Source organism: Pseudomonas sp. NFACC32-1 (assembly GCF_900101215.1).
In the GTDB taxonomy this organism is placed as follows: domain Bacteria; phylum Pseudomonadota; class Gammaproteobacteria; order Pseudomonadales; family Pseudomonadaceae; genus Aquipseudomonas.
Genome location: NZ_FMUL01000008.1, coordinates 36,019 through 57,795, shown reverse-complemented (window position 1 = coordinate 57,795; position 21,777 = coordinate 36,019). Strand labels below are relative to the sequence as shown.

Annotated in this window: 20 protein-coding genes; 1 reads left to right on the top strand and 19 read right to left on the bottom strand. The window is 61.3% G+C overall.

Features of this window, described 5'->3' with window-relative positions; all coding sequences use genetic code 11:
- Window positions 1-50 precede the first annotated feature (50 nt).
- The 4 genes from cysC to BLP99_RS14335 all read right to left on the bottom strand — a co-directional run bounded on the left by cysC (window position 51) and on the right by BLP99_RS14335 (window position 4,533).
- Window positions 51-662, bottom strand: a complete 612-nt coding sequence (gene cysC / locus BLP99_RS14350; protein WP_072432161.1) for an adenylyl-sulfate kinase — start codon at window positions 660-662, stop codon at window positions 51-53.
- Window positions 655-1,359 carry a sulfotransferase family 2 domain-containing protein gene (locus BLP99_RS14345; RefSeq protein ID WP_072398538.1) on the bottom strand — a complete coding sequence of 235 codons (705 nt, stop codon included), beginning with the start codon at window positions 1,357-1,359 and terminating at the stop codon, window positions 655-657. Before BLP99_RS14345 ends, cysC begins: the two co-directional genes overlap by 8 nt.
- Before the next feature lie 180 nt (window positions 1,360-1,539).
- A complete protein-coding gene (gene msbA, locus BLP99_RS14340) occupies window positions 1,540-3,345 on the bottom strand; it encodes a lipid A export permease/ATP-binding protein MsbA (protein ID WP_072398539.1) in 1,806 nt (601 codons plus the stop codon).
- Window positions 3,346-3,360: 15 nt separating this feature from the next.
- Window positions 3,361-4,533 (bottom strand): O-antigen ligase family protein, encoded by a 1,173-nt coding sequence (locus BLP99_RS14335; RefSeq protein WP_092180614.1) that lies wholly within the window; start codon window positions 4,531-4,533, stop codon window positions 3,361-3,363.
- A gap of 106 nt (window positions 4,534-4,639) precedes the next feature.
- Here BLP99_RS14335 and BLP99_RS14330 point away from each other — a divergent pair, with 106 nt between their 5' ends.
- Window positions 4,640-5,245, top strand: a complete 606-nt coding sequence (locus BLP99_RS14330; protein ID WP_072398541.1) for a lipopolysaccharide kinase InaA family protein — start codon at window positions 4,640-4,642, stop codon at window positions 5,243-5,245.
- Here BLP99_RS14330 and BLP99_RS14325 read toward each other — a convergent pair.
- From BLP99_RS14325 to waaF, 15 genes are all read right to left on the bottom strand, one after another.
- Entirely contained in the window at window positions 5,231-6,334 is a 1,104-nt protein-coding gene (locus BLP99_RS14325; protein WP_072458644.1) for a glycosyltransferase, read from the bottom strand. The genes BLP99_RS14330 and BLP99_RS14325 overlap by 15 nt on opposite strands.
- Before the next feature lie 48 nt (window positions 6,335-6,382).
- Window positions 6,383-7,147, bottom strand: a complete 765-nt coding sequence (locus BLP99_RS14320; RefSeq protein WP_076407323.1) for a glycosyltransferase family protein — start codon at window positions 7,145-7,147, stop codon at window positions 6,383-6,385.
- A gap of 55 nt (window positions 7,148-7,202) precedes the next feature.
- A complete protein-coding gene (locus tag BLP99_RS14315) occupies window positions 7,203-8,159 on the bottom strand; it encodes a glycosyltransferase family protein (RefSeq protein ID WP_072398543.1) in 957 nt (318 codons plus the stop codon).
- A gap of 78 nt (window positions 8,160-8,237) precedes the next feature.
- Window positions 8,238-9,122: a DUF6625 family protein gene (locus BLP99_RS14310; RefSeq protein ID WP_072398544.1), complete on the bottom strand. Its 885-nt coding sequence runs from the start codon at window positions 9,120-9,122 to the stop codon at window positions 8,238-8,240.
- Between the two features lie 47 nt (window positions 9,123-9,169).
- Window positions 9,170-10,603, bottom strand: coding sequence for a PIG-L deacetylase family protein (locus tag BLP99_RS14305; RefSeq protein ID WP_092180703.1), 1,434 nt, complete (start codon window positions 10,601-10,603; stop codon window positions 9,170-9,172).
- An 8-nt stretch (window positions 10,604-10,611) separates the two neighbouring features.
- Complete coding sequence (locus BLP99_RS14300; RefSeq protein WP_072398545.1) at window positions 10,612-11,508, bottom strand: antimicrobial resistance protein Mig-14; 897 nt, start codon at window positions 11,506-11,508, stop codon at window positions 10,612-10,614.
- Window positions 11,508-12,638 carry a glycosyltransferase gene (locus BLP99_RS14295; RefSeq protein ID WP_076405687.1) on the bottom strand — a complete coding sequence of 377 codons (1,131 nt, stop codon included), beginning with the start codon at window positions 12,636-12,638 and terminating at the stop codon, window positions 11,508-11,510. The genes BLP99_RS14300 and BLP99_RS14295 overlap by 1 nt, the downstream gene beginning before the upstream one ends.
- Window positions 12,622-14,379 carry a carbamoyltransferase family protein gene (locus BLP99_RS14290; protein ID WP_072432168.1) on the bottom strand — a complete coding sequence of 586 codons (1,758 nt, stop codon included), beginning with the start codon at window positions 14,377-14,379 and terminating at the stop codon, window positions 12,622-12,624. Before BLP99_RS14290 ends, BLP99_RS14295 begins: the two co-directional genes overlap by 17 nt.
- Before the next feature lie 335 nt (window positions 14,380-14,714).
- Complete coding sequence (locus BLP99_RS14285; protein WP_072398548.1) at window positions 14,715-16,169, bottom strand: lipopolysaccharide kinase InaA family protein; 1,455 nt, start codon at window positions 16,167-16,169, stop codon at window positions 14,715-14,717.
- Entirely contained in the window at window positions 16,169-16,921 is a 753-nt protein-coding gene (locus BLP99_RS14280; RefSeq protein WP_072458646.1) for a lipopolysaccharide kinase InaA family protein, read from the bottom strand. The genes BLP99_RS14285 and BLP99_RS14280 overlap by 1 nt, the downstream gene beginning before the upstream one ends.
- Window positions 16,918-17,652, bottom strand: coding sequence for a lipopolysaccharide kinase InaA family protein (locus BLP99_RS14275; protein WP_072398550.1), 735 nt, complete (start codon window positions 17,650-17,652; stop codon window positions 16,918-16,920). The genes BLP99_RS14280 and BLP99_RS14275 overlap by 4 nt, the downstream gene beginning before the upstream one ends.
- A complete protein-coding gene (gene rfaP / locus BLP99_RS14270; RefSeq protein ID WP_092180611.1) occupies window positions 17,652-18,458 on the bottom strand; it encodes a lipopolysaccharide core heptose(I) kinase RfaP in 807 nt (268 codons plus the stop codon). Before rfaP ends, BLP99_RS14275 begins: the two co-directional genes overlap by 1 nt.
- Window positions 18,455-19,579 carry a glycosyltransferase family 4 protein gene (locus BLP99_RS14265; protein ID WP_072398552.1) on the bottom strand — a complete coding sequence of 375 codons (1,125 nt, stop codon included), beginning with the start codon at window positions 19,577-19,579 and terminating at the stop codon, window positions 18,455-18,457. The genes rfaP and BLP99_RS14265 overlap by 4 nt, the downstream gene beginning before the upstream one ends.
- A complete protein-coding gene (waaC, locus tag BLP99_RS14260) occupies window positions 19,579-20,637 on the bottom strand; it encodes a lipopolysaccharide heptosyltransferase I (protein ID WP_072398553.1) in 1,059 nt (352 codons plus the stop codon). Before waaC ends, BLP99_RS14265 begins: the two co-directional genes overlap by 1 nt.
- A 1-nt stretch (window position 20,638) precedes the next feature.
- Window positions 20,639-21,673 (bottom strand): lipopolysaccharide heptosyltransferase II, encoded by a 1,035-nt coding sequence (gene waaF / locus BLP99_RS14255; RefSeq protein ID WP_072432172.1) that lies wholly within the window; start codon window positions 21,671-21,673, stop codon window positions 20,639-20,641.
- Between the last annotated feature and the right edge of the window lie 104 nt (window positions 21,674-21,777).

Below are 21,777 nucleotides of genomic sequence, written 5' to 3'. Positions count from 1 at the left end.
TTAGCACAGGGTGGACGAAGGCTCGTCCATGGCGGTGGGAAGCCGCGCCATTATTCCTGTTTCAGCAATGCCGCCAGCCGGTCACATGCCTGGGACAGCTCGACCTCGCAAGTATTGATTTCGCATTCGGGCGCCAGCGGCGCTTCGTAGGGGCTGTCCAGACCGGTGAAATTCTTGATCCGCCCGGCGCATGCCTCGCGATACAACCCCTTGGGATCACGCTGGGCGCAGATCTCGAAAGGCGTGCTTACATACACTTCCAGAAACGTTTTTTCAGGAAATAACCGCCGGGCCGCATCCCGATCATTGCGAAACGGAGAGATCGCCGCGACGATGACGATCAGGCCGGCGTCCACCATCAACCGCGCAACCTCGGCAATGCGCCGGACATTCTCGCTGCGGGCCGCGTCATCCATCCCCAGGTCGCGGCACAACCCTTGGCGCAGGTTGTCGCCGTCGAGCAGACAGGTGTGCAACCCCTGCTGGTTGAGCTGCACCTCCAGGGCATTGGCCAGCGTCGACTTGCCGGCTCCCGACAAACCGGTCAGCCAGATACAACGCGGCCGCTGGGACTTGAGCGCGGCCCGGTCACCGGGGGTAAGCGCCGGCGCGTAGGGGCGGATCTGCACCTGTTGCATCGATACCTTTGACGTCTCATTCATAGCCGAGCATCTCGTAGTCGCGCTGGTAAACCCGCCGAACCAGCCGGCGGGTACGCACCGAACAGATTTCCCGGACCGGCATCGAGGTACGCTGCGCGGTGCGGTTCACATGAGGCAGTGTAGCGGCAAGGCCCAGATGCTCGCATACCCGCCGAAAATCTCGACCCATATGTTCCTGATAACCGATGAAGTCCATCGCCAGGTGACCGAGGGAATCGGTGAGAAATTCAGTCTGTGGGGCGAAATGCAACTGACGCGCGACATTCTCCGGATGCAGCCAGCGGGCGACGAAATCGTCGAAGTCACGGTAATGCCTCACCAGCGCTTGCGCCCTTTGGTCCCGCGGCCCCAGCTGATTGCCGCGCAGGAAAGCATAGGCGCAATAGGCACGCTCCAGAGGATCACGGACAAAAGCGAACTTGAAGCTGGCGGCGTATTGCTCCGCAAACTGCTCCTCGTACCAGTACAGCGGTAGATGCCCGGGGCTGAAACCATCGAACATGCCCACGCAGACACTGCTGCCGGCGCATTTGGGAACATGGATGAACAGGCAGGCGCGCTGGGCGAAGGCTTCGGGGAAGCGGCAGTTGGCCGACAATGATTTGTTGACGGCTTGCCGATCGACAATCGACAGGCGGCCCAACAGAAAGGAGCGTTGCGACTTGGGCAACAGTTTCCAGAGATAACGTTGCAGCATTGGAGTACCCGCGCGAAGGGGATCGTCTCATCGATCAGTGAAGGTCGTTCAGGAAAAGTCCTGTAGCCAGGACGTTATCAAACGCGGCGCGCGGATTTATGGCGGGTTGGTTCACACAGGTAACCCATTGGATACAAATGCCCGCGGGAGCTCGGATGCTCCCGCGGGTATCACGCTGTATCAGGCGATGTCCTGGGCTGGCGCATCCAGGCCCATGGCGTGCAGGCGTGCGTAGTAGCCGTTCTGGGCAAGCAGTTCGCCGTGGGTGCCGCGCTCGACGATACGCCCCTGGTCCATGACCAGGATCAGATCGGCTTTCTCGATAGTCGACAGGCGGTGGGCAATGACCAGGGTGGTGCGACCTTTCATCACTTGGTCCAAGGCCGCCTGGATATGCCGCTCGGACTCGGTATCCAGTGCCGAGGTGGCCTCGTCGAGAATCAGCAACGGCGCATTCTTCAACAGTGCCCGGGCAATGGCCAGGCGCTGACGCTGGCCACCGGACAGCAGCACGCCGTTCTCACCCACTTCGGTATCCAGCCCCTTGGGCAACTGCTCGATGAAATCCATGGCGTAGGCATCACGGGCAGCTTTCTCGATATCGGCCCGTGGCGCGCCGGCCAGGTCGCCATAGGCGATATTGTTGGCCACGGTGTCGTTGAACAGCGTGACGTGCTGGGTCACCTGGGCGACATGCCGGCGCAGGTTGCGCAGGCGATAGTCCTCGATTTCCACATCATCGAGCAGGATCTGGCCGACTTCATGGTGATAGAAGCGCGGGATGAGGCTCGCCAGGGTCGACTTGCCACTGCCCGAACGCCCCACCAGGGCTATCATCTGCCCAGGCGCTGCCGTGAAGCTGATGTCCTTGAGGACCTCGCGGTCGGCACCGGGGTAGGTGAAACTCAGGTTGCGCACATCGAGACGGCCGCTGACGCGTTCCTGCTCGACCGTACCGTTGTCGATTTCCGGCGCGACATCCAGTTGCTCGAAGATGCTTTCCGCACCGGCCACGCCTCTCTGGATGGTGGAACTGACTTCCGAAAGCTGGCGGATCGGCTTGGGCAGCAGGCCCGCGGCCGTGATGTAGGCCACCAGATCACCGGCCGTGGCATCCCCGCGCAGGAACAGCACCAGGAACATCAGGGCCGCCATGGCGGTGTAGATCACCAGTTGCAACATTGGCGTATAGACAGCGCCCGTACGCGTCATGCGCAGCTGTTTTTCGGTATTGCCCTGGCTGGCCCGGGCAAAACGCTGTTCTTCGTAGGCTTCGCCGCCAAAGCTGCGCACGACGCGATAGCCCTGGATGGTCTCGGACGCCACGTGCGTGACGTCGCCCATGGCCACCTGGATTTTCTTGCTCTGCTTGCGGAATTTCTTGCTGGTATTGCCGACCATGAATGCGATCAACGGCAGGATCGCCAGCATCACCAAGGTCAGTTTCCAGTTCATCCAGACCAGGTAAACGAAGAGGAACACCACGGTGAGGCCTTCGCGGATCACCACCTTGATGGCATCGGTGGCAGCACCGGTGACCATGGTCACGTTAAAGGTGATGCGGGAAATCAGGTGCCCCGAATTGTGGGTATCGAAATAGCGGTTGGGCAGCACCAGCAGCTTGTTGAACAGCTCGACCCGCAGGTCATGGACCAGCCCCAGGGAAACCCTGGCCAGGTAATAGTTGCCCAGAAACGACCCCAGGCCCTGCCAGGCGGCGATCAGGATGATCAGCAGCGGCACCGCCATCAGCAGCTTCAAGTCCTTGAGGTAGGCCACGTTGGGAAAGAGCACCGCATCGGGGTTGCTCAAGCCATCGACGAAATATTTGAGGATCCCGGCCAGCATGGGCTGGGTGGAAGCAAATATCACGAAACCCACGATACTCAGCAAAAAGATGCCCACGTAGGGTTTGACGTATCCCAGCAGCCGAAAATAGATTTTCAGGCTGGAGTCCTGTTCCGCTTTGGGCGGTGCATCACTCATCGTAGAGCTCACTGGTTAGGAAGAACGCGGAATTTTATCACAGCCACCCGGCTTGACCCGCGCCCAGGTCAAAACACCGGCCAAACCGATCGGCAGCCAGCTGATGAACCACTCGGCGCGCGGCGTTCCGGTCAGGCTTGCGGCATCGAACTGCATCGCCAGGAACGAAAATATCCACATGCCGAGCACACCCCGTCCCAGCAGGCTTTCCCGTGCGCGCCAGGCTTCGCGCAGCACGGCGAACCAGGCAATGCACCACAGCGCCAGCCCCGGCAATCCAAGCTGGATGGCGACATGGCTGAACAGGTTGTGTGCGTGGTCAAAGGAAATACGGCCAACGGGGATCCGGTAGTCTGCCGCCAGTCCCAGGCCACCCCACGGGTGCTCGGCAATCATGTGCAGGCTCGACATGAAGATCTCGGGCCGGTAGGAAGCACCACGCGCCAGGACCAGCGGCTCGAGCAGCCAGAAGGTCAGCATCGCCAGCACCAGGGCGGTGGCTGCGATCACACGGCTACGCTGGTCGCGGCAGTAGATGGGCATGGCCAGGACGCTGAGCAGCAAGGCCAGCGCCGCGCCACGGCTCTGGCTCATCACGACGAATACGCCCAACAGTGCCAGGGCCACCGCCCAAACAACCTGCAGGCCGATGGAACGAGGCACCCAGTGCAACAGCCAGATCGCCGCCAGGCCAATCACGTAGCCGCCAAGGATTGGATGGGACAACTCGCCCAGTCCTTCCAGGCGGGCTACCCAGGGATTGTTTTCAACGCCGTAGAAATGAACGATCGCCATCAAGGCCGTCAGGGCAAGCCCCACTCCCCCCCATTGCATGATGCGGATGACTCGCTCGGGCTGGCCATCGGCCAGGATGGCAAAGGACAACAGGAACACCAGGATGTAGAGCAACCGCTTGGCCTCACGCGCCGGCTCCGGTGCATCGGCCCAGCACAGGGTAATCAGCGACCAGACTGCCAGTGCCAGCAGCGCGGTGTAGATGACACGCTGGGCACGCCACAGTTCTGCCAACCGCTGACGCGCCGGCCAGGCAAACAGAATTGCCGGCAACCAGACAAAGATAACAAGGCCCTGTTGATAAACTTTATTGCTTGGTGCCAGGGCGATTGCCAGCAGAAACCAGAACAAGCCAAAGGCCATCCATCGCTGCGCCCAACGTGTTGCTTGCATCTTCGCTCCTAAATGGTTCACCTGCCAAACAGGCATGGTTAAAACAAAAACTTTTGGGCATCATGGCCCGCCAAGGTACCGGCCCTTTCAACAAGGTTTCCCTACGATGCAATCCACACGGCTTCCCCAAGCCGCTTTGAATCAACTGATTGAAGGCGCCAGCATTCTGGAGGCCGACAGCTCCGGCCCAAAAGTCTATCTGTTGCAGGATGGCAACATCCTTAAGTTATTTCGCCGCAAGCGGCTTTTTTCTTCGGCTCTTCTACGGCCTTATTCGGTACGGTTCATCCGAAACGCGGCTCGCTTGCGAGAGCTTGGCATACCGACCCTCGACGTACTGGCTTTCTATAAATTGCCAAGCCCCGGCATGACCGCCGTACTGTATCGGCCGCTTCCTGGAAAAACCCTGCGTCAAATATCGAATCAGGAAAATTTCAGTTGGCAGCAAGCGCTTCCGCAACTGATCGAAATGATCCGCAGGCTGCACGCCAGCGGTATCTACTTCCGCTCGCTGCACCTGGGTAACATCGTCGTCACTCCGGAAAACGAACTGGGCCTGATCGATGTGGCCGATATGCGCTTTTTGCGCGCGCCCTTGCCGCGGCATCTGACGCGCCGCAATTTGCAGCATTTCGCTCGTTATATTGCCCGCGAGAACCTGAACGAGAGCTTTCCGATGCAGGCGCTGGAAGAAGCGCTACTGCCTGCCTGAAACCAGTTGCCGCGCGGTCTGGCTGAAGCTCAGCCAAGCCTGGTCAGGTGCCAGCGCTTGATATTGAGCCGCCGCGACCGCTTCTGCCGAACCCTGTGAAGTCTGGAGAAGTGCCTCGCTCCAGGCGTTGATATCGTTCGCCGGAGCGTACCGCCCCGCATCGCCCAGTTGCTCGCGAAACACCGCCAGCTGGCTGCTGAGCACCGGAATACCGGCCATGACCGCCTCTTGCAGGATCAGCCCGAGCCCTTCCTCGAGGGAGGGGATCACCACCCAGTCAAACGCCTTGTAAAGCGTTGCGACATCATCCAGATGCCCCGTCAGCAACACTTTCCCTCGTAGATCCGGTTGGGCGATCCGCGCCTGAAGCGCCTCGCGCCGCGGCCCTTCACCGACAATGACCAGGCGCCAATCAGGCTGGTTTGCCGCTGCAAGGGCAAACGCCTCCAGCAGGCAGGCGAAGCCCTTGTCGTCCACCAGGCGTCCAACGGCTCCAAATACCCGCAGACCGCCAGAAGGCAAGCCCAAGCGGATACGGGCTTCCTGGCGCGGGATGAGTGCGTGCTGGAAAGCCGCCGGGTCGAATGCGCTGCGCAGCACCGTCACAGGGAGACCTAGCGCGTCCTGCAACGCGGTCGCAAGGGTCTGGGAAACCGCCACCAGCGCCAGGCGTGAAGCAGGGAAGCCACGCAGCAGCTCACGACTTTCAGCTTTTATCCGCGTCGCACCGTGGAAAATCACCACCACCTGTATGTGTGGCATGCCCTCAAGGACAGGCAACAAGGTCCGGGCGACACCCAGACCGTCCAGCAGCACGACGCGAGCATCGCTGTCGAGCAGTGCCTGTCGGAATCGCTTACGCATCAAGGGCTTGAATAACCGCCAGACATGTCGCCCCTTCAGACGGGCCGACGAGAGACGCCACTCCAGCGCCTGCCCCATGTTGACCTGACAGGCCACGCCCGCGCCCTGCAAGAACCATGTCTTGACCGGCATCGCAGGTTCAAGCTGCGAGAGGATCTGGTGATGGACTTTGTGTACCGAAGCGAACGGCGAACCGCCCGCCCACATGACGTTAATAATGCTCATTGAGCAGCAAACCTTTCATCGCGTTCCGGGATTCGTGCTGCCGGGCATTTAAAAATTGATGAGCCAGCCAATGCAGACTCCGAGCAACAGAACCAGAGCCAGCTTGATCTGCTCGCGGCGCCTGCGGCGTGCCTTGCGCTGACGTTCCACAGGTACTTCGACGTGATCCCCGAAACCAGTATGCAAAACAGCATCTCCTTCCAGCGTGACCGCCGTCAAGTTCAGCTGTGCATAGCGAAGCGACAGGGCTTTTTCGCCTCCGAAGCCGGCAAACGGGGCACACAAGCGATACTCCTTCAGCCGTCGTAGCCCAGGATTGAGCGAAAAGCTCTGCCATTCAGGCTTGTCGGAGATCAACGGGTAACAGGCCACTCCAGCGATGACTTCACGCTCCCCCAGGTGTATGTAAGGGCTGTGTACGCACAAATCGTAAACATAGTTGCGCAACCACACCTGGAGAATATCGGGACGCTGCTCGAGAATGGCACGCGAATCTTCCACGAAGGCCGGGCGATAGAATTCCCAGTCGTCCTCGCAGTGAAAGATATAAGGGGTCTTGACGTGCCCATAGGCCAGGTCGATCGAGGCCAGTTGTCCCAGCTTCGGCCTGTTGACGAAAACTGTGCAGTGATCTTTCCAATGCGCCGGAATGACCTCATGTACCCCTTCATCGCCGGCATCCTCGGTGATGAAGACTTCCCGGATAGGCGCGGTATTGAAACGGTCGAAGCTCTCCAGAGTCCGCTTGAGCAGATCGAGCCGACCGCAACTGGTTACCACCAGGGTAATGTCACTCTCTTCGGAAAATTGCACCTGAAATACCATTTAGTTAAACGCTACCCCGCATCGGGCAGCCGAACGATTCCTGTCAAACGCCCAGCCTCAGGCGTAGTTTTTCAAGCAGGCTCAACGGCGCACGAGGCCGCAACGGCGGTTCCAGCGCCTCGACAATCTTCTGGCCTATGCGTGCAAAACTGAACTGCTCCAGCGCCAGTTTCTGGCCGTTGCGCGCGATACCCTGCGCCATTGCGGGATCGGCACGAAGCTGGGCGAGCTTTTCCTGAAGCTGCGGGATGTCGCGATACAACACGACGTTCTGCATGTCCTGCAGGCCCAACGCCCGGGCCTCATCGGCGCCCTGGTCGAACGCCAGCAGCACGCAGCCACAGGCCATGGCTTCGAAGTTCTTGATCATGAACTCCCCCATGCCCACATCGGCGCTGACGAAAAAGCGGATACGATTGAGCGTCTCGCAATATTCTTCGCCCGACTTGGTGCGGGTCACCACCAGCGGCTCGACGCGCCCCAACTCGTCCAGCAGAGCCTTGCGGCCACTGTAGGCAACGCTGTTGGTGCTGCCGACAAAAGCCAACTCGATATCCCGCTCGCGCCCCTGATCCTGCAACAAGGATTGATCGTAGCCCTTGGGCACGAATACCGCATCGAAACCTTCCCCGCGCAGACGCTCGGCGACCGTGAAGCCGGAACTGATCACCCGTGCCCAAGGCAGGCGGCGGTAATGAGCACTGAATTTTCCAGTGTATTTGCACGCAATATAGTTCTGGTAGGCATCGTGTTCGAGGATCACCAGGTTGGGGACCGTACGGATGAATCCGGCCTGGCGGATCTCCTGCTTGAAGCGCAGGAAAAAGACGATCCGGTCGTAACGCGACACGTCCACATGGCGCCTGAAATAGCCCCGCAGATTGCGCTGTTCACCACTGTCGAGCCAACGCAGGTCACATTCGCAATGGGCGGCGACACCTTCATAAAGCCGATCAAGAATGGCCCGTTGTTCTTTCTGCACCAGGAATAGAACTTTCATCGTCTTCCTATCGGACCAAGGAAAATATGTTGCTTAATATTTCAAAACAGCTCGACTGCATCCATTTCAAACGCTGACTCATAACTTTCCCTGATGAAAACCTGTCGCATCGATCTCCCAAGAGGATGTCGCCGCCAGTTGTTTGATCGATGCAGTATCGGGGACAGGCAATACCGACCATTCATTGTGCTTCCAGGAAACAAAATGAAAATAAGGAAAAGCACGCTCCCCATCTCGATCATTGGTGAGGCAGCCGTCGCGCCAGTACCAGCGATGAGGGAAGTCTTGCGAACCGTCGTGCCACTTTATGCAACCGCCCGGCGTACTGAACGCTTCGATGAACTCGCTGCTTCGACGCCATGGATTGAATTTTCCGACCAGGGAAAACAGCGGCTTGGGAAAATTCTTTCGCCACAGGAAAATGCGGCTGAACGCCCCCTCGTCCAAGGCGTGATGTTCGTCGTCGGTAAAACGCTCTTTCCAGTTCTTCATCAGCTTGAACACTTCACGCTTGCGTGCAGTGTTGCGCATCAGGCACAAATGCCCAGCGACACGTCGCTCATGGGTTGAAAACAGGTCATACCGGGCCAGGCGCTCAGCGGTGAAGTATTGCCGGAGGTTGCCATATATCAGGTCAATATCGCCAAAAGCCCAGAAATCATAGCCGTCGAGGCGGTCGACATGGATGTAACCAAGGGCGGGCTTGATATCGCACAATTTATAAGGCTCGGCAGGCCTGAAATCGATATCCAGTTTCCGGGAAACCAACTGGCAATAGGCTGCGAACGTCATGCTTTCTACCGTCACGTTTGGCGGAAGATTTTCCGGCACGCCACAATCGCTGAATAACAGCCAATCGATATCAGCGTTACGCCGACAGCTCTCAAGGAACAATGGCATCCAGTAAGGCCAACGGCCGAAGTAAGGAATGATAAAAAGAATGCGCGGGCAGGGATTGATCAAAACAACTCACCTTCACTAAGGACGAAGACGCCAGGGCCTGTTATGCGTCATTTATGTTTTATTTTCGCTTCAGAAGGTTTCAACAACCAAAAAAGTTCGTGACGCCTGACCGCCTTGCGGAAAAATTCGTTCTCACCATAAACGGGAATAACTCTACCCGCCATAAAGCGCTGTATCAATCGCCTCACTCGGCGCTTCAATGGCGCAGACGGTTGCAAGTCGTGCATCATCCCCAGCGCCATGGCCTTGTCCCGCTGCCCCCTCAATGACAGAGGCAGGCTCAGGGGCTGCATCGACCGATCCGGATCGAAAAACGGCGGCAAGGCGACCCCCTCCCCTGCATTGCCCATTGGCCAGCGGTCATTGTCATGCAGGTGGTTGGCATAACCCAGCAGCGTTGCGGGCTGCCACTCCAAGCCTTCGAGGGCTTGCAGGACGGCCTGATGGGCGCAGAGGTGATCGGGGTGCGGGTCCAGGGTTGGATGCGGCAGCACGATGACGTCGGGGCGAGCCTTGAGGATCAGCTCGCGCAGATCGGCCAGCAGGTTGTTCCAGGTCGGTGCCCCATCGACATCGCCAGGCAAGGCAAACGGGTTCATCTGACGAAACAGCCGGGTATCACTCAGGTCCGCCTCGCGCGACCCTTGCGGCTGGCCGGGCGTCGCTTGCATCGCCGCCAATTGCAGGCAGAAGTATCCCAGTTGCACACAATGTGTTTCCGGCACCCCGGCCCAGCGCGGCACCGCGATGCTGTCCCAGGCACGCAGGCGTCCCTTGAGCCGAGCCGCCTCGATGCGGTCCAGCCCCATCCGTTGATAGTGTTCGGCTTCTATCTCGCCAGCGGTCAGCGTCACGACCCAGGCTTCGTCAGCCTGGCTGTACAAGCCGTACGCGGCCAATTCCGCATCGTCGGCATGGGGGGCGATGACCATCACCCTTTGATGGCGCATGTCCACGGGTGCGAAGGACCATAAGGTCGCCCCCCCCAGCAAGCGGCAGAAGCGCCCCCGCAAGCGCAGCTCGCCAGCGGTCAGCGCGGCCCCTTGCTCACTGAGGTTGAGGTAGCGCACGCCGTTGACCCCGCGCTCGAAAGTCTGCCGATCCGAATACTCACCGCCCGACAATACGACGACCGGATCGATGAAGCGCCCCAACCAAGTACTCTTGACCCGTAGCGACAGGATCAACGTCGCCCCTTCATCCAGCATCACCCCCTCGTCCAATCGCAACCGCCCGGCATCGAGATGCACCTTGGGCTGCTGGGTGAACGGCGGGAAGCTGTACAGATAGTCCTCCCGAGGCGAATAGAACAGATGGTCGGCGAACCATGCCTCATGGGCCATCCAGCCCAGGACCGCGAGCAACAATGGCAACCACCAGGCGACCAGCACACCCGACAGGACCAGCACCATGAGGGCGAGCAACAGCACGACGCGCTTGTTGCGACGGTGGCGCTTGAGCAATTGCTGCTTGCGACTCAAGGGCAGGTTCATACGCTGAACACCGGCACGGGGTTGCACCAACGGTCCTTATATTCCCGGTCTGCCCGGCCGAAAGAGAAACGCATCGGCTTGCCGAGGGCACGGGCATGCTCCCAGGCCCCTTGGGTATTGAGGAAGCTCAAGACACTGCCAGGGCTGAACTCACGGGTCTGCGGGTCGACACCGCCGTTGATGTACTCGACGCTGATCCATTCAGGCGCTTCGACGCGATACACCAGTTGAATGGCAATCGGCGCATCGTTGAGCAAAATCACCGAACCGATGAGCAGTTCGCGCAGCAATTCGATCACTTCGCCCATGCGCTCGGCTCCGGTGGCCGCAAAGCCCCAGCGACGCAGGAACAGATCACAGTAGATCGCGGCCAGCTCGTCGCTGGAGAACGCTTCGACCGGCCTAACCACACCACCAGCCTCTTCCAGCAAACGCAACTCGCGACGCTGGTTATAGCGAAACTTCTTCGACAGTTCTTCCGGCGTGCGGGCCATGGCCAGCTGTTCTTTTTGTGGCTTCAAGCCACTGAAACGTCCTTCGTTGAGGGCCGACAGGTAACGTCCACGATGACGCAACGGTGCCAGGGCATCGGGCGCCGCCGGCAGGATCAGCTCGGCATTGCCCAGGTCGAACAGGCCTTTCTTGCCGCTGCGCTTGAGCACGTCCTTGGACAACGCCAGGTCGCGCCCCCAGGTGGGAATCGCCGCCTTGAGCTCACCCTGCTGCTCATAGGCCAGGTATCGCACGGGGATGCCAGCCAGGGCCGCGAGGCGCTCCACCACCATGGGATGGGTTGCCACGCTGCCACCAAAACGTTGCCAGGCCTGGGCATAGACCGAAGCGTCTACGGCTGTCCAACCGCGTTCGCGCCAGCCTTGAAATCGATTGAACATCAGGCCCCCGGCGCCAGTTCGGTCACTTGTGGCAGACGCCAGAAAGCCTCGCGTACGGCGCGATCCGAGAAGCGTTCACGCAAGCGGTCGAGCATCAGTTCGGCGCATTGACGACGCTGCAGATCGTCCATGGCCGCCAGGTGCTGCAGCCCCTGGGCCATATGCTCGGCGTCACCCAGCGGGAACAGGATGCCCACGCCCTCGACCACCTCCTTCGCCCCGCCGCAGGCCGTGGCCAGCAATGGCACGCCGGCGGCCATGGCTTCGAGCAATACCATGCCGAACGGTTCGTGATCGGAACTCAGGGCAAACACATCGAAGGCGCGAAAATAGCGACGCGCCTCGGGCACCTGACCGAGAAACAGCACACGGTCGGCAATGCCCAGTTCCAGGGACAGCTCTCGAAGGTCTTTCTCCAGGCGCCCCTTGCCGAGAATCGCCAGCTGGCTGTTGCCAGGCAGATGCGCCAGCGCCGCGGCGAAACCTCGCAATAGCGTAGCCTGGTCCTTGTCCGGGTGCAGGCGGCCGACATTGCCGATGATCCAGGCGTTCGAATCCAGCCCGAGGGTCTGCCGCGCCTCATCCCGGGAAAGCAGGCTGGCCTGCGTCGCGTCGAGGTCAATACGGTTGTAGAGGGTCTGGATCCGGCTGGCCGGCCATTTCGGCAGACAGCGACGCAGGTCGTCGCGCACTGCATCAGAGACGCCAAGCAAGCTCAGGCGCTTGCGGTAGACATGGGCGAACAGCCGGCGGGTCCGCCGCTGATAGTCCCCAAAGGCATGGTGCACGCCTATCACCGGCAGACGGGTGCCCAGCAGGGCGATATAGATTGGCTTGAAGCGGTGGGCAATGCAGAAACTGAAATTGCGTGAGGCGGCGATCCTGCGCAGATCGGCGATGGCGCCCAGCTTCAGGCCGCGCACGGCACTGGAGCTGTATTCCATGAACAGCACTTCGTCCGAGGCACAGCCGGCGGCGACCTCGGCGTCGGCAGCGCCGGTGAGGAACACCGTGGTCACGCGATAGCCAGTGCCGGCGAACAGACTGGCGTATTGACGGGCACAGTCGAGGAACGGCCCGTCATAACCGTGGCAGAACTGCAGCACATGTCGCTCAGCCGAGCGTGTCATAAGCGTCCACGCCGTCTTTGACCACCAGGATGTCTTCCATGATCAGGTACTGCAGGTCGGAACCATAGAACATGTTCAGCGCATCGGTGGGCGAGCAGATCATCGGTTCGCCACGACGGTTGAGCGAAGTGTTCAAGGACACGCCATTGCCCGTCAGCACTTCCAGAGCCTTCATCATGTCGTAGTAGCGCGGGTTGTATTCGCGCTTGAGCACCTGGGCACGGGACGTACCGTCCTCATGGACGACTTCCGGTACGCGGGTCTTCCATTCCTCGGCCACTTCGAAAGTGAAGGTCATGAACGGCGCGGGGTGATCGACCTTGATCATCTGCGGCGCGACGGTGTCGAGCATCGAAGGGCAGAAGGGCCTCCAGCGCTCGCGGAACTTGATCTGCTCATTGATGCGATCGGCCACGCCAGTGGCGCTCGGGCAACCGATGATCGAGCGACCACCCAGGGCACGCGGACCGAACTCCATGCGCCCCTGGAACCAGGCCACCGGATTGCCGTCGACCATGATCCGGGCGATGCGCTCGGGCGTGTTGTCGATCTTGCGCCACGCCGGTCTGCTTGGATGACGGGCACACGCGGCGATCACGTCTTCGTTGCTGTAGGCTGGGCCGAGGTAGACATGCTCCATCTTCTCCACCGGTACGCCGCGAGCGTGGGACACATAGGCTGCCGCCCCCACTGCGGTGCCGGCGTCGCCGGAGGCCGGTTGCACGAACAGTTCCTTGACGTCGTCGCGGGCGATGATCTTCTGGTTCAGCTTGACGTTCAAGGCGCAGCCGCCGGCGAACGCCAGCTTGCCGGTTTCCTTGAGTATGTCGCCCAGGTAGTGATCGATCATCTGCAGCGCGAGCTTCTCGAACAGCGCCTGCATACTGGCCGCGTAGTGAATGTACGGCTCGTCGGCGATGTCGCCTTCACGTTTCGGACCGAGCCATTCGATCAGCTTCGGCGAGAAGTAGAAGCCCTTGCCCTTCTCTTTGTAGCGACGCAGGCCGATCACGTTGGCGTAGTCGGTGTTGATCACCAGCTCGCCATTCTCGAACGAGGCCAGGCGCGAGAAATCGTACTTGCTGGCGTCGCCATAGGGCGCCATGCCCATGACCTTGAATTCGCCATCGAGCATCTCGAACCCGAGGAACTCGGTAATGGCGCCGTACAGGCCGCCCAAGGAGTCCGGATCGTAGAATTCCTTGATCTTGTGGATCTTGCCGTTTTCGCCGTAGCCGAAAAAGGTCGTGGCGTACTCACCCTTGCCGTCGATGCCCAGGATCGCGGTCTTTTCCTGGAAGCCTGAGCAGTGATAGGCGCTGGAGGCGTGGGCCAGGTGGTGCTCGACCGGCTCGATCTTGATTTTCTTCGGGTCGAAGCCCAGTTGCTCCAGGCACCAGACGATCTTGCGGCGATAGCGCTTGTAGCGGCGGTTCCCCATCAGAATCGCGTCGAGGGCGCGGTCCGGGGCGTACCAGTAACGCTTGGCGTAATGCCAGCGAGCCTCGCCGAACAGGCTGATCGGGGCGAATGGAATCGCCACCACATCGACGTCGGAAGGCTTGATGCCGGCCTGCTCCAGGCAGAACTTCGCCGACTCGTAGGGCATGCGGTTCTTTGCATGTTTATCGCGTACGAAGCGCTCTTCCTCGGCCGCCGCGATCAGCTTGCCGTCTATGTACAGCGCTGCGGAAGGATCATGGCTAAGGGCGCCGGACAGGCCAAGAATCGTCAATGCCACAGGGGTCTAGCCTCTTATGTCTGCATGTGGGCGCCAAGCGCCGCGAAAAAATGATGTGCCACGTGCCGGGGCGCGGGGCAGCTAAAGGGCGGGATTATAGCTTAAAAGCGATCCTAAGCCTCTAGCGGTGAGTGGCAAGCCTGGGACGCACTGTTCGGAGGGGCCACGGCAAGCCGGCGCCTGGGACTTGTGGGGAGGGGATCCATCGGCCTGGCTGCGAAGCAGTCCCAAAATCGGCGGCCTGGTTGCGCTCAACGGGTTTGGGGTCGCGGCGCGACTCAACGGGAATCCCCTCGCCACCAGGACTGCATCCGACTGCCGGCGTACGCTGCTCGCTAGGACGAGGCGCTATCGATTGTTCTGGGCAACCGCTGGTCAATCACCCGGTACAAGGCGCTGCCCTCAGGCCAGTTGCGCATGAACCGGGCCCGGTCACGTGCGTAGGCCGGGGCGAAGCTGGCGTGGGTGCGGTGCTGGCACATCGAGTCCAGGTCGATCAGCGCCCAGCGGTCGTGCTGCCAGAACAGGTTGTGACCCTTGAGGTCGCCGTGGCTGATGCGCTCGCGGATCAGGTCGGCGAACAGACGGTCCAGCGCCAGCAATTCGGGCTCCGGCGCTTCACCGCTTTCCATGTAGGGTGTGAAGCGCTCGATGATGTCGGGCCCAGGCAGGTAATCGGTCACCAGGTACGCACCGCGACGCAGCCACAGGAAACGCTTTTCCAGCAATGCCAGCGGCTTGGGCGTGGCGATGCCGAGGAAGGCCAGGCGATGGCCTTCGCGCCAGGAATGCCAGGCACGGCTGGGGCGCCAGAAGCGCTTGAGCCAGTGGGCGAAATTCTTGATGTTGTAGCGCTTGATCACCAGGGGACGACCGTCCACTTCGACTTTGCCAACACTGGCCGCGCCACCGGTCTTGTACAGGTGTCCCTGGTCAAGCAAGGCATCCGCCTGCGCCAGGACCGGTGCCATGGCTGCCTCCTCGTCACGACGGATCGCCCGCAGGCCGAACGGTCCCCGTTGCACACTGAACAGGCTGCATTCGCGACCGATCTTCTCCAGGAAATCTTTCAGGCGCCAGGCCTGCACCTTGTCGATCTGTTTCTGCAGCGCTTCCATGGGCAGCGCGTGCTCGGCGTTACCGAGCAGGTAATGCACCAGCAGTTCCTCGTTGAACGGCTCGATGGACTTGGGTAGCTGGGCAAAGAACACCCCGAGGTTCTCCAGCACCTTCTGTCGCGACAAGGGTTGCCCAGGGGTTTCGGCGCGGATGCCGGCACCGTCGATCAGATAGAGCTTGCCGCCATGACGCAGCAGGTTGTCCAGATGAAGATCTTCCTGCCACAGGCCTTTGCTGTGCAGCTGGGCAATGGCGCCCAAGGCCTCGGCCAGCACAGCCGTCTGCTCGTCCGCCAGCAAGGGCAGGTGCTCGACCTGCTTCCAGGCATCCGCCAGGCTCTCGGCCTCTTCGAGCAACTCGAACAGCAACCAGCCGCCCTCACCTTCTTTCAGGCCATCGGCAAGCAATAGCGGAGTGGTCAAGCCCTGCTCGGCCAGCAAGCGCACGCCCTGCAATTCTCGCTGGAAGTGCCGGGCGGCCTTGCTGCCCACCAGCAACTTGGCCAACACCGGCCGGCCGCGCCACACACCGGCACCGACATAACGCTGCCCCGGCAACACTCGCAACAGCGTCAGCAGCTGCAGTTGCGCCGGCCCGGCGGCGTCCGCCAATTCCAGGCTCAGCGGCAGGACCGGGCTGCGGCCGGCATCTTTCAGTTCGGACAATTGCATCAATGGGCTTCCTTGTGGCTGCGCCGGGCGGTAAGGCGGCTCATCCAGCTATCGACCAGTGCCCCTTCGATCGGCTGGTCCAGATAGGCAGACAGTAGCTCGCGCACGTCGTTGTCATTCCAGGCGCGAGCGCGACGCAGCAAGGGCTCCAGATCCTTGACCCGGTCGCGCTGGCCGAACAGCAGTGGTCGAGTCTTCTCCAGATCGATCAACCGGGCCTGGTAGCCGTTCGCGATCGCCTGCAGGAAGATGTGCTTGGGATAGAAACAGCCATGGACCTGACGCATGCCGTGCAGGCGCCGCGCCAATTGGCCGCAGGCCTGCAGGATGGCGCAGCGTTGCGCTACCGTCAGCGCCGGCCAGCGATGCAATAACGAATCCAGGTCGTCCCAGCCGTCGAGCGCCCGGGTCAGCAGGATCGCACGCACCTCGCCGTCCACCTTGCGCTGGCCGTAGAACACTGCTTGCAGCGCCGGGATCCCCAGTTCGCGATATCGGCTGATATTGCGAAACTCCCGGGAAAAGCTCGGCTCGCCGAAGGGATGGGACCAGGTTCGAGTCAGGTAATTGCTCTGGCGCTTGAGGTAATAGCCCTGCCCTTCCAGTTCAAGCCGGAACACGCTGCTCCAGCCCCCGCCCGAGGTATTGGGTTCATCCACGGCGTCCAACTGCCGCGCCCACAGAGCCTCGAAGCTGTCCAGGCCGTGACGCGCCAGCAAGGGCCGGTCTTCGGCGGCCAGAAAATCAGTCATTCACGCCCCTCGAAAAATCTCACTACATGGCGGATGCGCTTCTTGTCGCACGCATCGAGCCGGTCACGCTGGCGGTATTGCAGGTAAAAGCGCAGGCGCTGGGTGGCGGACAGGTGATACTTGGCCACTTTATCCAGGCATGCCAGGTCTTTGGTGATACGGTACTTGAGCCAGAAACCACGCCAGAAATCACCGTTGGGACAGTCGATCAGGAACAGTCGCGACTGGTCGTCCACCAACAGATTGCGCCATTTCAAATCGTTATGGGTGAAACGATGTTCATGCATGATCCGGGTGTACCCCGCCAGTTGCTGGCTCACCTTTTCGACCCAGGCGCGATCGGCCAGGCGCTGGTCGTGATGCTCGGCCAGGGCGGAAAGGTCCTCGGTATGGGGTAGCTCACGGGTGATCATCGCGCCGCGGGCATAGGCCGCGCCATGCCGTTCCAGCCCCCAGGCGACGACTTGTGCCGTGGGAATGCCCCATTTGGCGAAACGCTTGAGGTTCTGCCATTCGGACTTGACCCGGGGCCTGCCCAGGTAGCGCCGCAGGCCCTTGCCGGCCCCGGTGTAACGCTTGACGTAATAGTTCACGCCATTGCGCTGTACCCGGATCACCTCCGACAGCGGGTCGCGTGTCAGGCGCTCGCCCTCCAGGGCGAACACCGCGTCGAGGCTGCCGAAATCCCGCGCCAGTTCAGCGTAGGCAGGTTCCAGATTCCAGCCCGACATCAGAGCGCGTCCCCGTACCGTTGTTTACGTGCATAGAGCTTGTTGGCCTTGCCTTCGAGCCAACGCAGCAGCGTGGCTTCTTCGGCGAGGATCCGGCGCAGCGGCTGCTGGAAATAGCCTTTGAGAAAACGCAGCTTGTCACGCTGTGTCAGGCCAATGTCCAACGCCGAGAAATACAGCGCCGCCAGGTCCTTGTTGCGCCAGCGCCGGGTGATGGCCGGGCGGGTCTGGGCACGGTGCAGGTCGATCACCGACAGCTTGAGATCCGCAGCCGTGACCGGTTTGTCGGTGTGCAGCAGGAAATGGCAGATGTAGCAGTCACGATGGTTGACCCCGGCACGGTGCATCATGCCGGTCATGCGCGCCACCTCGGCGATCAGGGCCCGCTTGAGTGCCGGTTGCGGCGGCTGCCTGACCCAGTCGATGCTGAAATCTTCGAGGCTGATGGTAGGCGCCAGCTCCTCGGTGACAATGAAAGAGTGCTGGTCTGCCGGGTTGCTGCTTTTTTCGCCATAGGCCACGGCCGTCATGGTGGGTACACCGACTTCCTGCAAGCGCTGGATGGCTTTCCACTCCTGCCCCGCCCCCAGGACCGGCAATTTGGCAGTCAGCAGGTTCTTGAAGATTTCGCCCCAACCGATTCCCCGGTGGATCTTCACGAAAAAGCCGCGACCGTCCACCTCCGTGCGCAAGGTGCGCCGGGCTTCCAGTTCGCGATAGACCTCGCCCTTGAGCGCTTCGACTTCGGCGAACGCATCGCGTCCGGCCCAAAGGCTCTTGAACGGTTCGGCCAACATCACTTTCATTGTGCGTGCTCCGCCAGAATCACGTCGGCCGCGTGCTGCGGCATGCTGTAGAGGTCCGCCGTTTCGGCGAAAGCCAGGCCGTTGCGGCTCCAGGCAGCCCGCGCCTCGGCGTCGCTCAGCATCCGCTGCAGGTACTCGGTGAGCTGGGCCTGTTCGAACGGCTCGTCCAGCACCAGGCCGCAATCGGCCTCGGCAATGTAATGAGCGTACCCGCACACCGCGCTGACCAGCACCGGCAAACCGGCCACCAACGCTTCCAACAGCACGGTGCCGGTGTTCTCGTTGTACGCCGGGTGGATCAACAGATCGGCCCCTAACAGGAAACGCGGGATGTCACTGCGGCCCTTGAGGAACCGCACGTTGTCGCCCAGACCCAACGCGGCGCTCTGCAGTTGGAATACCTTGGGGTCGTCCTGGCCGATTACAAACAATCGGGTGCGTTTTTTCAGTTCCGCCGGCAACGCGGCCAGGGCCTTGAGGCTGCGATCCACGCCCTTGGTCTTGAACCCGGAGCCGATCTGCACCAGCAACAGCTCGTCGTCAGCCAGTTCGAATTCGGCACGGAACGCGGCGCGTATGTCATCGGCATCGGCGGGCCGTCGGCGATCCTGGGCGATGCCCGGTGGCAGCAGGTGAAAGCGTTCCAGCGGTGTGCCGTAGTGCTTGATGAACAGCGGCTGCTGGACTTCGGAAATCATCAGCACATCGGTTTTCGCATCCTTGGCGAACACGGCCCGCTCGTACTCGGCGAAATGCCGGTAGCGGCCCCAGCGCCGGTACAGCGAGTTGCGCAGGTTCTGCGCCTTGTCTTCGAAACAACCGTCGGCGGCGTAGTACACGTCCAGGCCGGGCATTTTGTTGAAGCCGATCAAACGGTCCACCGGGCGCTTGGCCAGGTCGGCCTCCATCCACGCACTGAGCTTCTCGTTACGGCGGTGATTGAACAGCGCCTTGACCGGCGCCACCAGCACCTCGAAACCGGGCGGCACGTCTCCTTCCCAAATCAGCGTGTAGACACGGATCTGGTGACCGCGTCGCTGGCACTCCAGGGCAATGCGCATGAAGTCACGCTGCAGGCCACCGAAAGGGAAGTACTTGTACAGGACAAAAGCCAATTGCATCAGCGTGATTCCTCAGCCAATAACGTGCTCAGGTGGCTGGCGACACGCTCGGGGTTCAGACGCGTGAAGCACAGGGGCTGCTCGCGTTTCAGGTCAAACCGCCGGGCATCTTCGGCGGTCGGCGGATAGGTGCATTGTTTCTGCATGCAGGGTGCACAAGGAAAATCACTGGCAAGGTGGACCTGGCCCTTGCCGTAGGCACCGGTGAGTACCGGGTTGGTGGGGCCGAGCAGGGAAATGGTCGGCACGTCCAGCGCCGCGGCCAGGTGGCCCAGCCCGGTGTCCACGGCCACGCAAGCCTGAGCGCCGGCCAGCACCTTGCCCACAGCGCCCAGGTTCAGCTTCGGCAACACCTGGGCGTTGCGCAGCCCTTTGGCGATGCGCTCGGCCCGGGCCTTTTCCAGGGGGCTGCCCCACGGCAACTTCACCACCACGCCGAGCTGCCCCATGCGCTCGGCGAGCTGGCGCCAATAAAGCTCCGGCCAGTGCTTGGACTCCCAGGTCGTGCCATGCAGGAACACCACGTAGGGGTACTGGCGCGGCAATTCCACCAGCTTGTCGACGTTCAGGCCATAGTTGCCCAGGGTCTGGGGCAGGTCATACCCCAGCGCCAGCGCGAACAACTGCCGCACCCGCTCCACCGCATGCTGACCGCGAGCCACCGCCAACCGACGGGAATAGAACCGCGCGGCCAGGGGTTCACGGGCCGATTGCTTGTCCAGGCCGGCCACCGGAGCCTTGACGTAACGGGTCAGCCAGGCGCTCTTGAGCAGGCCCTGGGCATCGATGACCAGGTCGTACTTTTGCGCCCGCAGGCTCTGCTTGAAGCCTCGCCACTCGCCGCTCTTGATGGTTTGCCAGAGGTTCTTGCGCCAGCGCCGAATCGCCACCGGTATGACCTTGCCCACGGCCGGGTGCCAGGTGGGAATCTCGGCGAAACCTTCTTCCACCACCCAGTCGAACCGGATGCCAGGGATCGCTCGCGCGGCGTCGGTCAATGCCGGCAGGGTGTGGACCACATCGCCCAGGGAGGAGGTCTTGATCAGCAATACCCGCAAGTTACTGGACCTCCACGGGGGTGCCCTGCACGCGCGCCAGGGCATCGGTTACCGATGGCGGCATGAGCTGGCGCAGGCAGTTGTAGTGGCCGAAGCGGCAAGTGCGGTCGAAGCATGGGCTGCATTCGATGCCCAGACGCACTACTTCGACCTTGTCGGCCAGCGGCGGGGTAAAGCCCGGCGAGGTGGAGCCATAGACAGCCACCAGCGGACGGTTCAGGGCCGCCGCCACGTGCATCAGGCCTGAATCGTTGGACACCACCGAGTCGGCGCAGGACAGCAGGTCGATGGCTTCGGCCAGGGAGGTATCGCCACTGAGGTTCACCGCCTCTTCCCGCAGGCCGGGAATCAGGCGCGAGCGGATGTCTTCGCCCACTGGGTGATCCTTCTTTGAACCGAACAGCCACACTTGCCAGCCTTCACGGATCTTCGCTTCCGCGACCTGGGCGTAATGCTCGGCCGGCCAGCGCTTGGATTCGCCGAACTCGGCCCCCGGGCACAACGCAAGCACCGGACGGTCAAGGCTCAGGCCGAACCTGGCCAAAGCAGCGTCACGGGTCACCGGGTCGATCTGCAGGCTCGGCCGCGGATAAGGTTTCGGCAGCTCGGCACCCGGCTCATAGGCCAGGGCCATGAACCGCTCGATCATCAGCGGATAGCGGTCCTTGTCCAGCTTGCGCACATCATTGAGCAGGCCGTAGCGCAGCTCGCCGCGCCAACCGGTGCGCTTGGCAATACCGGCGAAGAACGGCACCAGGGCAGATTTCAACGAGTTGGGGAGCAGGATCGCCTGGTCATACTGGCCGGCCAGGGATCTGCCGATACGCCGGCGGGTCGCCAGCTCCAGCACGCCGTGACCGAGCGGGAAGCTCAAGGCCTTGCGTACTTCGGGCATGCGCTCAAGGATCGGCCGGCTCCACTCAGGGGCCAGGACGTCGATTTCGCACTGCGGATGGCGCTGCTTGAGGCACTGGAACAGTGTCTGCGCCATCACCATATCACCGACCCAACTGGGCCCAACGATCAGAATATTCATGTGCTTTCCAAAAACGATACGGGGAGGCCTACGCCTCCCCGCCTCGAGAATCACTGTGGCTTAGGTCGTTGCCTGCTGCCCTAATCTACAACACACCGCCAATC

Bases quoted from the DNA above. Each gene is read 5' to 3' on its own strand.
- BLP99_RS14275 (WP_072398550.1), bottom strand. From the start codon at position 17,652: ATGTCGGGCTGGAATCTGGAACCTGCCTACGCTGAACTGGCGCGGGAT.
- msbA (WP_072398539.1), bottom strand. From the start codon at position 3,345: ATGAGTGATGCACCGCCCAAAGCGGAACAGGACTCCAGCCTGAAAATC.
- rfaP (WP_092180611.1), bottom strand. From the start codon at position 18,458: ATGAAAGTGATGTTGGCCGAACCGTTCAAGAGCCTTTGGGCCGGACGC.
- BLP99_RS14285 (WP_072398548.1), bottom strand. From the start codon at position 16,169: ATGCAATTGTCCGAACTGAAAGATGCCGGCCGCAGCCCGGTCCTGCCG.
- BLP99_RS14300 (WP_072398545.1), bottom strand. From the start codon at position 11,508: ATGTTCAATCGATTTCAAGGCTGGCGCGAACGCGGTTGGACAGCCGTA.
- waaF (WP_072432172.1), bottom strand. From the start codon at position 21,673: ATGAATATTCTGATCGTTGGGCCCAGTTGGGTCGGTGATATGGTGATG.
- cysC (WP_072432161.1), bottom strand. From the start codon at position 662: ATGAATGAGACGTCAAAGGTATCGATGCAACAGGTGCAGATCCGCCCC.
- BLP99_RS14265 (WP_072398552.1), bottom strand. From the start codon at position 19,579: ATGCAATTGGCTTTTGTCCTGTACAAGTACTTCCCTTTCGGTGGCCTG.
- BLP99_RS14280 (WP_072458646.1), bottom strand. From the start codon at position 16,921: ATGACTGATTTTCTGGCCGCCGAAGACCGGCCCTTGCTGGCGCGTCAC.
- BLP99_RS14330 (WP_072398541.1), top strand. From the start codon at position 4,640: ATGCAATCCACACGGCTTCCCCAAGCCGCTTTGAATCAACTGATTGAA.
- BLP99_RS14315 (WP_072398543.1), bottom strand. From the start codon at position 8,159: ATGAAAGTTCTATTCCTGGTGCAGAAAGAACAACGGGCCATTCTTGAT.
- BLP99_RS14345 (WP_072398538.1), bottom strand. From the start codon at position 1,359: ATGCTGCAACGTTATCTCTGGAAACTGTTGCCCAAGTCGCAACGCTCC.
- BLP99_RS14325 (WP_072458644.1), bottom strand. From the start codon at position 6,334: ATGAGCATTATTAACGTCATGTGGGCGGGCGGTTCGCCGTTCGCTTCG.
- BLP99_RS14335 (WP_092180614.1), bottom strand. From the start codon at position 4,533: ATGCAAGCAACACGTTGGGCGCAGCGATGGATGGCCTTTGGCTTGTTC.
- BLP99_RS14295 (WP_076405687.1), bottom strand. From the start codon at position 12,638: ATGACACGCTCGGCTGAGCGACATGTGCTGCAGTTCTGCCACGGTTAT.